The organism is Chitinophaga sp. 10T418 (assembly GCF_056394125.1).
The window spans coordinates 682632-697471 of sequence record NZ_JBFTHG010000001.1 but is presented as its reverse complement, the minus strand read 5'-3'; the positions used below and the strand labels follow the sequence as shown (position 1 = coordinate 697471).

General features: G+C 45.1%; 12 protein-coding genes. 6 read left to right on the top strand and 6 right to left on the bottom strand.

The window, feature by feature from the left end; genetic code table 11:
- The first annotated feature begins 92 nt into the window (after window positions 1–92).
- Complete coding sequence (gene gcvP / locus AC1DCV_RS02925) at window positions 93–2954, top strand: aminomethyl-transferring glycine dehydrogenase (protein ID WP_477021754.1); 2862 nt, start codon at window positions 93–95, stop codon at window positions 2952–2954.
- 101 nt (window positions 2955–3055) lie between these two features.
- Here the strand turns inward: gcvP and AC1DCV_RS02920 are convergent, their stop codons facing one another.
- Entirely contained in the window at window positions 3056–3496 is a 441-nt protein-coding gene (locus AC1DCV_RS02920; RefSeq protein WP_477021753.1) for a hypothetical protein, read from the bottom strand.
- A gap of 41 nt (window positions 3497–3537) precedes the next feature.
- Entirely contained in the window at window positions 3538–4791 is a 1254-nt protein-coding gene (locus tag AC1DCV_RS02915) for an alkaline phosphatase family protein (RefSeq protein ID WP_477021752.1), read from the bottom strand.
- 314 nt (window positions 4792–5105) lie between these two features.
- Here AC1DCV_RS02915 and AC1DCV_RS02910 point away from each other — a divergent pair, with 314 nt between their 5' ends.
- The 5 genes from AC1DCV_RS02910 to AC1DCV_RS02890 all read left to right on the top strand — a co-directional run bounded on the left by AC1DCV_RS02910 (window position 5106) and on the right by AC1DCV_RS02890 (window position 10088).
- On the top strand, window positions 5106–5618 hold the full coding sequence (locus AC1DCV_RS02910) for a hypothetical protein (RefSeq protein WP_441572307.1): 513 nt from the start codon (window positions 5106–5108) through the stop codon (window positions 5616–5618).
- A 165-nt stretch (window positions 5619–5783) separates the two neighbouring features.
- Window positions 5784–6638 (top strand): hypothetical protein, encoded by an 855-nt coding sequence (locus AC1DCV_RS02905; RefSeq protein WP_477021751.1) that lies wholly within the window; start codon window positions 5784–5786, stop codon window positions 6636–6638.
- Window positions 6639–6847: 209 nt separating this feature from the next.
- Window positions 6848–7198: an MmcQ/YjbR family DNA-binding protein gene (locus AC1DCV_RS02900; RefSeq protein WP_441572309.1), complete on the top strand. Its 351-nt coding sequence runs from the start codon at window positions 6848–6850 to the stop codon at window positions 7196–7198.
- Window positions 7199–7276: 78 nt separating this feature from the next.
- Entirely contained in the window at window positions 7277–9169 is a 1893-nt protein-coding gene (locus AC1DCV_RS02895; protein WP_477021750.1) for a CocE/NonD family hydrolase, read from the top strand.
- Between the two features lie 190 nt (window positions 9170–9359).
- Entirely contained in the window at window positions 9360–10088 is a 729-nt protein-coding gene (locus tag AC1DCV_RS02890; protein ID WP_477021749.1) for an FKBP-type peptidyl-prolyl cis-trans isomerase, read from the top strand.
- Window positions 10089–10158: 70 nt separating this feature from the next.
- Here the strand turns inward: AC1DCV_RS02890 and AC1DCV_RS02885 are convergent, their stop codons facing one another.
- The 4 genes from AC1DCV_RS02885 to AC1DCV_RS02870 form a co-directional block, all read right to left on the bottom strand.
- The gene (locus AC1DCV_RS02885) at window positions 10159–11157 is read right to left on the bottom strand and encodes a chorismate synthase (protein ID WP_477021748.1); all 999 of its coding nucleotides are present in this window, start codon (window positions 11155–11157) and stop codon (window positions 10159–10161) included.
- A 75-nt stretch (window positions 11158–11232) separates the two neighbouring features.
- The gene (aroA, locus tag AC1DCV_RS02880) at window positions 11233–12495 is read right to left on the bottom strand and encodes a 3-phosphoshikimate 1-carboxyvinyltransferase (RefSeq protein WP_477021747.1); all 1263 of its coding nucleotides are present in this window, start codon (window positions 12493–12495) and stop codon (window positions 11233–11235) included.
- A gap of 40 nt (window positions 12496–12535) precedes the next feature.
- Window positions 12536–13564 (bottom strand): 3-dehydroquinate synthase, encoded by a 1029-nt coding sequence (gene aroB / locus AC1DCV_RS02875; protein ID WP_477021746.1) that lies wholly within the window; start codon window positions 13562–13564, stop codon window positions 12536–12538.
- A 160-nt stretch (window positions 13565–13724) separates the two neighbouring features.
- Window positions 13725–14828, bottom strand: a complete 1104-nt coding sequence (locus AC1DCV_RS02870; RefSeq protein WP_441572316.1) for a chorismate mutase — start codon at window positions 14826–14828, stop codon at window positions 13725–13727.
- Window positions 14829–14840 lie beyond the last annotated feature (12 nt).

Sequence of the window (14840 nt, the reverse complement as noted above, 5' to 3'; positions counted from 1 at the left end):
TCACTGTTTTCCCCCGCCAGTGTTGATTGTTTGGCCGTTGCTTAAAATCTGCATAGCTTTGCGCATTCTATTTCAAATTACCTGCTTACATCATGAATCTTTTTGATATTCAACAAAATGAATTCGTGCACCGTCACATAGGGCCGAATGAAGGGGAGACCAACCAGATGCTCGAAACCATCGGGGCCTCCAACCTGGACCAGCTGATCAGCAAAACAGTTCCGGGCGCCATCCGTATGCAACAGCCACTGGCTATTCCTGCAGCGATGAGTGAAAGTGATTATCTCCGTCACCTGAAGGAAGTTTCACTGAAAAACAAGGTATACCGTAACTATATCGGACAGGGTTACTTCGATACAATTACGCCGAGCGTTATTCTGCGTAATGTATTTGAAAATCCAGGATGGTATACACAGTACACCCCGTATCAGGCTGAGATTTCTCAGGGCAGACTGGAAAGCCTGCTGAACTACCAGACGATGGTATGTGATCTGACAGGGCTGCCAATTGCCAATGCCTCCCTGCTGGATGAAGCTACAGCGGCAGCTGAAGCGATGACCATGTTCTTCAATGCGTTGAACAAGGATCATGATCATGTAACCAGGCCTAAGTTTTTTGTAGACAATAACGTATATCCGCAAACGCTGGATGTAATTTATACCCGCGCTACACCGCTGCTGATTGAAGTGGTAGTAGGCGACTACAAAACAGCTTCTTTCGATGAATCTTATTTTGGTGCGCTGATCCAGTATCCTGATAACGTAGGAGCTACTGCTGATTACCGTGCATTCATAGACGGCGTGCATGCAGTAGGTGCATTTGTAGGTGTGGCAACAGACCTGCTGGCATTGACCCTGCTGACCTCTCCGGGCGAAATGGGTGCTGATGCGGCCTTTGGTTCTGCACAGCGCTTCGGTGTTCCGTTGGGCTTTGGCGGTCCGCACGCAGCATTTTTTGCGGTGAAGGACGATTTCAAACGTTCTATCCCCGGTCGTATCATTGGCGTGAGTATTGATGCAAACGGTGGTCGTGCATTGCGTATGGCACTGCAGACACGTGAACAACATATCAAACGTGAAAAAGCAACTTCCAACATCTGTACTGCACAGGCATTGCTGGCTAACATGGCCGCTATGTATGCGGTATATCATGGTCCGGAAGGATTGAAAAATATTGCTACCCGCATTTCCCTGCTGACCAATACACTGGCTGGCAAGCTGAAAGCGAAAGGGCTGAAACTCGTAGCTGATAACTTCTTTGATACTATCGTAATAGAAGGCGCTGATATAAAATCAGCTGCTGAAGCAGCGGGTATCAACTTCCGTTATTTCGCTAATGGTAATGTAGGTATATCTCTGGATGAAACGACGACTATTGAAGATGTGAATGATATCCTGCAGGTGTTTGGCGCTGGTAAAACAGATGCTGCCGCAGTTTCTAACGGAACTACCGGTATTGCTGCTAACTTACAGCGTACTTCTTCTTACCTGTTGCACCCGGTGTTTAACAATCATCACAGCGAATCATTAATGATGCGTTACCTGAAGATGCTGGAAAACAAGGATCTTTCCCTGAATACTTCCATGATCTCCCTGGGTTCCTGCACCATGAAACTGAATGCAGCTACTGAGATGATTCCATTGAGCTGGGCACACTGGAGCAAAATGCATCCTTTTGCACCAACTAACCAGGTAGGTGGCTATTTACAGATGGCGACTGAACTGGGTGAATACCTGAGCAAGATTACCGGTTTTGACGCATGCAGTCTGCAACCTAACAGTGGTGCGCAGGGTGAATATGCCGGCTTACTCGTTATCCGTGAATACCAGAAGAGCAGAGGTCAGGGCCACCGTAATATCATGCTGATTCCTATCAGTGCACACGGTACCAATCCTGCGTCTGCAGTAATGGCAGGCTACAAGGTAGTGATCGTAAAAGCACTGGAAAATGGTTATATCGATGTAGAAGATCTGAAGGCAAAGGCAGCTACCTATAGCAATGACCTGGCCGGTATCATGATCACTTATCCATCTACCTACGGTGTATATGAAGAAAGTGTGAAAGAAATTTGTGCGACTATTCACGAACATGGCGGACAGGTATATATGGACGGTGCCAATATGAATGCACAGGTAGGTTTAACGGCTCCTGGTCTGATTGGTGCGGATGTGTGTCACCTGAATCTGCATAAAACCTTCGCTATCCCTCATGGTGGCGGCGGTCCCGGCATGGGCCCAATCTGCGTGGCAAAACACCTGACGCCATTCCTGCCTGGTCACGTTACGCTGAATGATGGCAAACCTTCCAATGCAGTATCTGCAGCTCCGTTTGGCTCTGCGAGCATCCTGCTGATTTCCTACGCATATATCCGTATGCTTGGATTCAAAGGTGTGAAATTAGCTTCTGAATATGCTATCCTGAACGCCAACTATATGAAGGCAAGACTGGAAAAAGCATATGAGATTTTGTATACTGGTGTTAATGGCACCTGTGCGCATGAGTTCATCGTAGATCTTCGTCCGTTTAAAGCATCTGCTGGTATTGAAGCGGAAGATGTGGCCAAGCGTTTGATGGACTATGGATTCCACGCACCGACCATGAGTTTCCCGGTTCCGGGCACCATCATGATTGAGCCTACTGAAAGTGAGGACAAAGGAGAACTGGATCGCTTCTGCGATGCCATGTTGTCTATCCGTGCTGAGATTGCTGCAGTAGAGCAGGGTACTTCCGACAAACAAAACAACGTATTGAAAAATGCGCCGCATACACAACAGGTAATCACTGCTGACGAATGGACCCGTCCATACAGCCGCCAGCAGGCAGCATTCCCGCTGGAATATGTGAAAGCAAATAAATTCTGGCCTTCTGTAAGCCGTATCAACAATACGTTCGGCGACAGGAACCTGATCTGTACCTGCGAACCTGCAAGTGCATATGAGGAAGTGACTGCGTAAGCAGGCTGGCTTAAAATAACGAAGGGTTGACCGGTTGGTCAACCCTTTTTTATGAAAATTATTCTGGTAAAAAAGCCGGTATTCTTACAATATGATACTGTCTACTTTGCGCGCGCCCAATTCTTTCGGATAGCAGCATCTAATAGCTTATAAATACCTCCAAAAGCGGGGTTATACGCTTCTACCTTGAGCAGATGCCTGTTACCTGCGAAATCAGTGATAGCAAATACTGTCATATTAAAGGGGGGCTTGACTACCTCCTGTTCCTTTATTACATAGTTAACCCCATTAATCTGCGTCAAATCCAATATGACCTGCTCATTGTTGGTGAAGTTGTTTCGAAAAATCAATTGTTGGTTTGTCACCATCAGGTAGCGATTTTCCTCCTGATACCAAAGCAATGCCTCTTCATTTTCCCGCAGTTCGATCTTATATAGTGTCAGGATGGCCGCTAATTGCACGGGGCTATTCATCAGGCGGGTAAAAGGCCCTTCTTCGCCATTCCGGGTAAATGCAGATTTTAAATAATTTGCTTTTAGCATTTTATAAAGATATCACGACTACTTATTTTTTCGCGTACTCATTATTTCAAGATAGGTTCCAGTACTTCCATCCTGCCATCAATCGGTTGTGTAATATCCAGGCTTAATATTTTCGCTACTAACGGATACACATGTACGTTTTCAAACGTAGCGATGCGGGTATTGGATTTAAAAGCGGGGCCCCAGGCCATGAATACCGCGTTCATATTGGTGAGATTATTATCATAGCCATGGTGTCCGATATGCATTTTTTTGCCGGACATACCGAATGCATAGTTGGCTTCTGCCAGCAGAATAATATCACCGATACGGTTATACACATCTTCCTGTCCGTAGTGCCATCTTTCCGGTGTTTCATTTTTCAGGTAAGCGGTATAATGATTTTCATGTGTTTTAAGATAGTCATAGGCGGCTTTTATCTCCTGTTCATTTTTACCATACAGCATCACCTTTTCATTGCCGGGCATTATTTTCATGGGCTGCAGTTCCGGTACTACAGGTAGTTGTATGGTATTTACGGTATCTACCGCCATCATACCGTGATCAGACACCACGATATAATTTACCGGCAACTGGAGTTTGTTGACGGCGGCCACCATTTTACCGATGGCTGCATCTACTAATTGCACGGCGCTGCCAACGCTGTCGGTGTCCGGACCATATCTATGTCCCATATGATCTACTTCCGGGAAGTAAAAGGTGATCAGGTGTGGGCGTTGATCTTCCGGCAGCTGCAGCCAGTTAACCACTTGCTGAATGCGTTGGTCGATGCCTGTCTTTTCCTGGTATCTGAAGTAATAAGTGGGTCTTACATTTTGTATGGCGCTTTCAGAGCCTACCCAGAAATAGCTGGCGCTGATCATTTGTTGTTTTTCTGCCAGCACCCATAATGGCACACCATTGTACCAGGTACCGTCTTCCACGGCATCGCGGTTACCCACCTTGTATACGGCATCACGCTTACGATCATAAAAGAGATTATCTACCAGGCCATGATGTGCGGGATATAACCCGGTAGCCAGTGAATAATGATTGGGAAAAGTCAGTGATGGAAAAGAGGGTTGCATGGCGGTAGCCCGTACCCCTGCGCCTGATAATTGCAACAGCTGATCTGCTTTATATTTTTCTGCATAATCATATCGGAATCCATCAATGGAAATCATGATCACATAAGGCTTGGTTTGCTGCGTAGCGCTGTTTTTCCGTCCTTCTACCGTTAGTTGGGCCGTATCCTGTGCATAGTTATGAATGCTGATCAATAGCAGGGCAGCGGCAAATAAAAAAATCCTTTTCACAATTATTATTTTATGATTAACAGCTAATAAATGGGGAAGAATAACAGATGATGGGTTATAATGGGTCGCAAATTAGAAAACTATTTTCACTCGAAGCCACCTGCATAATTATAAATACGTTAATAAACCCGGGGAGGTATTTTGCCCCTCATATGTTCATCTTACAAAATATGTAATAATATTTTAACACATATTATCCCAAAACCGCCACAAACAAGCAAAATGATAACCACTAAATAAAAAATTATATATATAATATTAATTAATTAATTGTTTATCTATATATTAGCCTACTGAAAAACCATCTAACAACTATGTCTGACTACACCTTTATTACAACTGAGGAACACTTTTTATTACAGGATGCGCTGAAGAGAAACAAACAACAGTTGATCAAATTTATCCTTATAGGTTTTGGGTTATTATTGATCGCAGCTGTTATCCCGCAAATTTATTTGTATACCCACAACAACCTGGGTGATGCAGATGATTCGCTCCTGTCGTTCAAAAACCTTTGGTTCTGGGTATGGCTGTTATGCTTTGTGATAGCACTGATATTTGCACTGATTAAAGTAACAGATATTCGTTACTGGGCCATTAAAAAGGATCTTTCTGCATTACAGAAAGGTACGCTGAATGCGCCAATGGAAGCTGTTTACCTGGAAAACAATGACTCGCAGACCAATATTATGATCCTGCTGGAAAACAGGAAAAAACGCTTGTTTTACTGGATGCGTGGTGCACTGGAAGGATATCGTGCCGGACAGGAAGTAGAAATTACGTATGCCCGTTATTCCCGTGTGATCATTAGTATCAATAAGAAATAATTTTCCCTGTTATTATCGTATATCCGGTCACGTTATAATACCAACATAGCCGGCTTCACGATAAGAAAATCAGCCGCTACCGGCTGATTTTCTTATAATAGGAGGTACTGGTTGATACATGATAAGCTAAATAACACAACTGTCTTTCCTAAAATCCTATATCGCATGTTTACGTTAAAAAACACAGCTGCCGTGAAATGTATAGCAGCAGCCACACTCCTGGCCCTCGCCTCCTGTAGCAAAAAAGATGATGCTCCTGCTCCTGAAAAAACAGCAGATACCTACCAGGTAAAAACCATTTACTTCACCGGTACGCCTGTAGACAGCTTCATTTATGCGAACAACCAGATTGCTGAAAACTGGATCTATGATGAAGATGATAAAGCCTACAGACAAAAAAGCATCTACACCTATGATTCCGACGGCCGTCTGCTTCGTTCTGTCAATTACCAGAATTACCGTCAGGCCAATATGTACCTGAAATCAACCGATTCTATCGGATGGAAACCGGAAAAGGTGATTATTTACAGTGTCTCCTATGCCGAACTCACCGGAGAAGCTGTTGGCCGGGATACCACTACGCTCAAGCTGGATGCAAATAACAGGCTGGCGTTATTTAATACAAAAGATACCCTTCGTTCCGGCACCGCCAAAATCGTGAATTACACGGAATGGGGATACACCGGTAATAACATCACTACTTTCAACGATGTTTATTACTATAGTGGCGGTAGCTCATCCGACGATTTCAGGTACGTAATGGAATACGGGAAGCTCATCAATCCGCTGTATGGTTATGTTTCCAAAAATCCGATACTGGCGCTGGACCTGTCTGATATGCAGGCATCGCTGCTCAGTCAGAACAACCTCACTAAAGTGACGGCTGCTGGTAGAAACGGCGAAAATCAAACCGTTACCTCCACCACTGTAGCCGGAACAGACATTGTACAGGAAAGCACTTTCCAGGGTAACAGCGGGGTTTTTAAAATTACTTACGGCCTTGTTAAACTACCGAAGTAGTTATTCATCATTACAATACAATTATCCTTTCCGTAAAGCGAAGCATCTGCATTATATAGACAGCATCACATTCACCTACGACAGTAAATATCTGCTGACACCTATCAGGCATAGCGCGGCAAATGATCCTCAGTATACTATAATTCCAAAAATTTACTGATTTTTGTGGTCAACATCTGACTACAAAAATCAGTAAATCATTATCACCCATGACCCTCGCTCAATTTCAGGAATATTGCCTTTCTCTTCCCGGTGTAACCGAAGAATTCCCTTTTGGAGATGAAACCCTTGTGTATAAAGTAAGCGGCAAAGTGTTTGCCCTCAGTGGACTATCCGACTTCCACTCCATTAACCTGAAATGTGATCCGGAAGAAGCCATAGAGCTGCGCGAGCGCTATGAAGGCGTAATTCCAGGCTATCACATGAATAAAAAGCACTGGAATACCGTGGACGTACATTCCGGCATTGCCAATAAACTCCTGTTGCAATGGATTAAAAATTCTTACAACCTGGTAGTGGCCAGTCTTCCTAAAAAAGAAAGGGAAAAACTGGGTCAATAACCGTTCCCCATATACCTGCCTGGCTATCCACATTTTTTTGTTACTTTAGACACGATCTAAATCTTAAATAAACTGTTTATGAGAAAATGGCTGCTGCTGGCCTGCGCCACGCTGTTCCTGTTACCCATTGCGTGTAAAGCCGTTAACCAGGACTCCCTCTGGATGTATGAGCACTACACCAAAAAAGAATTATATATCCCAATGCGGGATGGGGTTAAATTGTTTACCTCCGTTTACTTACCAAAAGATCAATCGGAAAAACACCCCATCTTAATGACGCGCACGCCGTATTCCTGCGCGCCTTATGGCGAAAACGACTTTCGTCCTTATTACAAAAACCACTTTAATACCTACCTGAAAGAGGGTTATATTATAGTAACACAGGATGTCAGAGGTACCTGGATGAGCGAGGGACAGTTTGTAAACGTGCGTCCTTTTAATCCTGCTAAAAAAGGGAAGAAAGAAATTGATGAAGCCAGCGACACTTATGATACCATTGACTGGCTGGTAAAAAATATTAGCGGTAACAACGGTAATGTAGGCGTACTCGGCACTTCCTATCCCGGCTTCTACTCTACCATGGCTGCACTGAGCGGTCATCCTGCACTGAAAGCAGTAAGCCCGCAGGCGCCTGTTACAGATTGGTTTATAGGAGATGATTTCCACCACAACGGTGCATTCTTTATTGCTGACGCCTTTTCTTTCTACACCGTTTTTGATCAGCCGCATCCAAAACCAACAACTGTAGGACCTAAAGGTATCAGCTACTATACACACGACAACTACAAATATTACCTGGAAACCGGTGCACTGCCTAACTTCGCCAAAATCATCGGCGACAGTGTAGCCTTCTGGCACGAGATGTATGCTCACCCTACTTACGATGCCTGGTGGAAAGCGCGTAACGTGCGTAACTTCCTGCAAAACGTAAAGCCTGCTATGCTGATAGTAGGTGGTTTATTTGATGCAGAAGATTGCTTCGGCGCCTGGAATACCTATAAAGCAATAGAAGAGAAAAGTCCCGGTACCAACAACCGCCTCGTTATGGGGCCGTGGTATCATGGTCAGTGGGGTTCTACTGATGGTACCCACCTGGGTAATGTGCGCTTTGGCAGCAATACTTCTGAGTATTACGCCAACAACATCGAGATTCCTTTCTTCAACTATTACCTGAAAGGTAAAGGACAAGCCGCTGGTATTGCAGAAGCTACCATCTTTTTTACCGGCGAAAACAAATGGAAACAACTCCCTAAATGGCCGCCGGCCAATGTAGAAGAACAACCTGTTTACCTGCAGGAAGATGGCAAGCTTGCTTTCACCAAACCATCTGTCAGCAATAGTTTCAGCGAATACGTAAGTGATCCGGCTAAACCTGTTCCCTATACAGAAGATGTGCATTTTAACCGCACCATTAACTACATGACGGATGATCAGCGCTTTGCTGCCCGCAGACCGGATGTAGCTGTATTTGAAAGTGATGTACTGAACAATGATATCACCCTGGCAGGTCCGGTGGTAGCCGATCTCATTGCCAGTACCAGCACTACAGATGCCGACTTCATCGTAAAAGTGATTGATGTGTTTCCCAATGATTTTAAATATGAAGAAGATGCCAGCAGCGAACATCGCCGCGTACCATCTGCTACCTACCCTATGGGAGGCTACCAGATGCTGGTGCGTGCAGAAATCATGAGAGGCAAATTCCGTAACAGCCTGGAAAATCCGGAAGCATTTGTGCCTAACCAACCTGCTACGGTGAAATTTACTTTGCCGGATGTAGCCCATACTTTTGGGAAGGGACACCGCATGATGATCCAGGTACAAAGCAGCTGGTTCCCACTGGTGGATCGCAATCCACAGCAATTCATGGATATTTATAAAGCCACTGATAAAGATTTTAAAAAGGCAACCATCCGCATTTACCACGATGCACAGCATCCGTCAAGTGTGATACTGCCGATAGTGAAATAGCTTTTAGCCGTTAGCTTTTTAGCTTTTAGCAAATGCAGCGAAGATCATTATATGTTGGTCTTCGCTGCATTTGCTAAAAGCTAAAAGCTCAACGCTGTAAAAGCCTTGCCCGGTGAAATATTTTATTGATTAACTTGCAGGCATCAATAAAACCCTTATTTTAAATAATATTTCTGACAACAATTCTTTTATGTACAAAAAATACCTGTTCATCGGTGCGCTGGGATGCTTGTCTGTACAAGGTTTCAGCCAAACCAAACCTACACCTAAGAAGCCTGTCGCCAAAACTGCCGTGAAAAGCGCCGTTAAAGCATCGGTATTGAAAACACGTCTGGATTCGGTGAGCTATGGTATAGGGGCCAGCATCGCTGAAAATCTGAAAGCACAAGGACTGGATAATGTTAATACCGCTATATTAGCCAAAGGCATACAGGATGCACTGAAGAATCAAACATTATTACTATCAAAAGAACAATGTGATATGAGCATAAGTAATTATCTGCAGCAGTTAAAATCTGACAAATCTGCAAAAAACCGCGAAGCGGGACTTAAATTCCTGGCGGAGAACAAAGTAAAACCAGGCGTAGTAACACTGCCTGATGGCTTACAGTACCAGATCCTGAAAGCAGGTGATGGTCCTAAACCAACTATTAACGACAAAGTAAAAACACATTATCACGGTACTTTAATTGATGGTACTGTGTTCGATAGCTCTGTAGACAGAGGTCAACCTATCTCCTTCCCGGTAGGTGGTGTAATCAAAGGCTGGACAGAAGCATTGCAATTAATGCCTGTAGGCTCTAAATGGCGTCTTTTCATCCCTTCTGAGCTGGCGTACGGCGACCGCGGTGCTGGTCCAAAAATCGGCCCCGGAAGCACACTGGTCTTTGATGTAGAATTACTGGCAATAGAACAGTAAACTTTATAAGTTATAAAAAGGAATGGCCGGAAATATTTCCGGCCATTCCTTTTTATAACTTATACCATCACTATCCTTTCCATACGCGTGGTCTGTGTTGTTCCAGCAGCATAAAATCTGCCAACACCATGGCGGTTACAGCTTCCAGTACCACTGGTACGCGGAGCGCGATGCACAGGTCATGGCGGCCTTTTACGCTGAAAGTTTCCACTTCCCCACTTTTTATGTTCAGTGTTTGTTGTTCTTTAGGGGTGCTGGAGGTAGGCTTAACGGCTATACGAAATACCAGCGGATTACCATTGCTGATACCGCCAACAATACCACCTGCATGATTAGTAGCGGTTTTACCCGTTTTATCAATAATGGCATCGTTGTGTTCCAGTCCTTTCATTTTTGCGGCAGCAAAGCCGGCGCCAAACTCAATACCTTTGATAGCAGGAATAGCAAATACGGCATGCGCCAATGCTGATTCCAGGGAGTCAAAGAAAGGTTCTCCCAATCCGATAGGCAAGCCATTTACCACACATTCCACAATACCGCCTACAGAGTCTTTCGCAGCGATGGCTGCTTCCAGACCTTCTTCCGGGTTGGCATAACCACCTACTTCTGTGATGGTAGCATTTACCTGTATATCGTTACCTAAAATTTTCTTTGCAATCACGCCGGCGGCAACCAGGTTGAGGGTGAGCCTTCCGCTGAAATGTCCGCCACCGCGGAAGTCTTCGAAGCCACCGAATTTTTCGGTTGCCACAAAGTCGGCATGCCCCGGGCGTGGGAATTCCCGCAGTTTGTCGTAATCTGCGCTGCGGGTATTATTATTTTCAAAGAGAATAGTCACGGGTGCGCCGGTAGTATGATCGTTGAATACACCGGATTTGATGAAGGGCAGGTCTTCCTCCTTGCGGGGGGTAGTACCTCTGGAGCCACCTTTACGGCGTTCCAGGTCTGCCAGGAAGTCTTCCTGCTTTAATGGCAAACCTGCGGGTATGCCATCTATATTTACGCCAACACTGGCGCCATGCGATTCTCCAAAAACATTTACCCTGAATAATCTGCCAAAACTGTTCACACGCTGATAATTTAAAGTGAAAAAACACCTTTTGCTGTTAGCTTTTAGAGAGATGCTAAACGCTAACGGCTAAAGCTATACGGTTACCGCTACCTTACCCCCTAACAGCGCCAGGTGATCATAAAATTCCGGATAGGATTTATTGATCGCCTCTGCATTGTCGATCACTACCGGGCCATCTGCAGTGAGTGCGGCTACTGCACAGGCCATCGCAATGCGGTGGTCGTTATGTGAATGTACGGATGCTCCCTTGATACCGGTACCACCGTGTACCAACATGATATCGCCCTGCAGATCTATCTTAATACCCATCTTGCCAAATTCAGCCTGCAGTGTTAAACCACGATCACTTTCTTTATGTGCAAGGCGGCTTACGCCTTTAATTTTCGTAGTACCGTTACAGTTAGCAGCCAATGCCACCAGTGGCGGGAACAGGTCCGGACAATCTGTTGCGTCTATTTCAAATGCGTTCAGTCCACCTTTTTCTATGTTCACTGTGAAAACGCCGGACATCATCTGTGCACCTGCTTTTTCCAATGCTTCCAGTATCGCTTTATCTGACTGTGCGGAGGCAACATTCAAATGCTGCACTTCTGCTTTACCAGCTACCGCCGCTGCCACCAGCAGGAATGCGGCGCCGCTCCAGTCGCCTTCCACTGTATAATCGCAGGCTTTATAGGCCTGCTTCTTTCCAAAATGGAACGTTTCAAAATTCTTTTCTTCCACCTGTACACCAAAGTGTGCCATCAGTTGCAGGGTTAACGCAATGTATGGTTTACTCTTCAGATCTGTTACTGTGATGGTTACATCTTCCGCAGCAGCACCATAAGCCATGAGCAGGCCGGTGAGGAACTGTGAGCTGAGTGAACCATCGATGGTAATATTTTTAGGTTGTAAAGGGCCCTGTATGTGCAGAGGCAGTTTACCGCCTTGTGTAGTACATTTCACATCCAGCTGTGGCAATACCTGTTCGAAGAAATCCATAGGGCGGGTAGTTAAGCTACCATGCCCTTCGATCGTAATAGGCAGGGATGACAAGGCCGCGATGGGGGTAAACATACGAATACCTAAACCGGATTCACCGCAGTTGATTTCATCATAAAACGGCGCTACACCATTGCTGGTGATTTCAAAATAATCGTGTTCCCGTTTGATTTTAGCGCCCAGATTTTCGGCTACTTCCAGTGCTGCCAGGCAGTCATTACTGAGACCCGGATTACGGATAATGGTAGTTCCTTTTGCCAGCAAAGCTGCTGCTACAGCGCGTTGCATAGCGCTTTTGGAAGGATTCGCCGTAACAGTGCCGGTAATGCTGGCTGGTGATACAGTAACTTGCATATGTATATTTCGTCCGCCTTTAAATTGATTAGAAAAAATTTTACAACTCCTGCAGTAACAACTTCAGTTCTGCAATGGGTATGGGCATGGTGGTAGCCTTGCCTGTCTGCTCCAGTAATACAAAATGTATGACGTCTTTCTCCCTTTTTTTATCCAGTTTAAAGATGTCGAACACGGCTTCTTTATCGGAAGTAAAAACCACCGGCAACTGGTAGTCACTGATCAGTTTTATAAGACGGATAGTTTGTTCCGTGGGATAATTCATCAGCTTCTCAGAAAAACGGGCAGCTGCTACCATCCCTATTGCCACTGCTTTACCGTGTGCAATATGTTCCAGCTTTTCCACTGCATGTCCGAGGGTATGACCGAAGTTAAGCCAGCGGCGTGGGCCGGTTTCGAGTTCATCTTCCAGTACTACTTTTGTTTTTGCTGCAACAGATTTTTCCACCAGGTATTCCAGTATAGCCACATCACGCGACAATGCTTTTTCCCGGTTCTTTTCGAGGAAATCAAACAGTTCTGCATCCATGATGCAGGCGTATTTAATGATCTCTGCAAAGCCGTTATGCCATTCTTCTGCCGGCATGGTGAGTGGTAAAGTATAGTCGAACAAAATAAACTGCGGCTGGCGGATAATGCCGAGCAGATTTTTATGTTTACCATGACTCACTCCATTTTTGCCACCAATAGAAGCATCTACCTGGGCCAGCAAAGTAGTGGGTACAAATCCAAAGGGAATACCGCGCATATAAATGCTGGCTGCAAACCCGGCTACATCTGTGATCATACCGCCGCCAATACCCACCAGGGTGGTTTTGCGATCGGCCTCATGTGCCGTCAAACCATCAATGATTGTTTCAACGGTAGCCATGTTTTTCATCTCCTCTCCTGCCGGTACCACAATTTTTTTCCAGTCGTGCAGATGATGACCGTGATGTCGTTCTACATTTTCATCTATTACCAGTACTGCCCTGTTACGGTCTACATGATTGCCCAGCTGCAGCAGGCTTTCTCCTAAAAAATAGGTAGTTTCCTGTTGTTCAAACTGGTGGGTCTGTTTTACTAGCATTTAGCTTTTAGCTTTTAGCTGTTAGAAAAAAAGAAGATCGGCATTTTGATAGCTGTTAGCCATTAGCTTTTAGCTTTTAGTAAATGCAGCGAAGACTGCAATATGTTAATCTTCGCTGCATTTACTAAAAGCTAAAAGCTAATGGCTAACAGCTGGTTCGCTATTTTTCTTCGTTCATCACTTTGTTCTGGCGATTGATAGATTCCAGGTGAACTGCATCGAAATATTTCAGGATGAATTCTTTTGTCAGGCCCAGTTTCTCACCTTTCGCGATGTTGCGATCCAGGATTTCATTCCAGCGGTTTGTTTGCAGGATGGTGATATTATTTTCTTTCTTGTAGGTACCGATCTTTTCTGCAATTTTCATACGGTTGCCGAGCAACAGCATAATTTCATCATCTACCTGGTTGATTTGCGCACGCAGTTTTTCCAGGGCAGAGTTGAAGTCTTTTTTATCGGTATGTTCTCTTCTCCAAACGATACCATCCAGCAGGTCCGCCAGTTTTTCCGGTGTGATCTGTTGTTTTGCATCGCTCCATGCGTTGTCCGGATCTACGTGTGTTTCCAGCATCAGACCATCGTAATCCAGGTCAATTGCTTCCTGAGAAACTTCCTGTAAGATATCGCGGCGGCCGGAGATGTGAGAAGGATCGCAGATCATTGGCAGTTCAGGCATACGGCGTTTCAGCTCAATAGCCAGGTGCCACATCGGTGCATTACGGTATTGGGTATTGCCATAGCTGGAGAAACCACGGTGGATTAAACCAACTTTGTTGATACCAGCTTTCTGAATTCTTTCTACGGCACCGATCCACAGTTCCAGATCAGGATTGATAGGATTCTTAATTAACACGGTAGTATCCACACCTCTCAGCGCATCAGCTACTTCCTGTACGGAGAAAGGGTTTACTGTAGTACGTGCACCTACCCACAGAATATCTACACCAAAATGCAGCGCATCTTCTACCTGTTTAGCAGTAGCTACTTCCACTGCCAGTGGTAAACCGGTGATTTCACGGGCTTTCTGCAACCATGCGAGACCTTTGGTACCGATACCTTCGAAAGAACCGGGACGGGTACGTGGTTTCCAGATACCAGCGCGTAACACGTCTACTTTACCTGTTTTTTGCAGGGCCAGTGCGGTGGCTAATACCTGCTCTTCGGTTTCTGCACTGCAGGGTCCGGAAATGATCAACGGCTTTTTATCGGAAGACGGATCGGAGAATTTGGTTTTAGATAATATCTGTTCCATTGTCTGTACCATAGTATTGAAGTT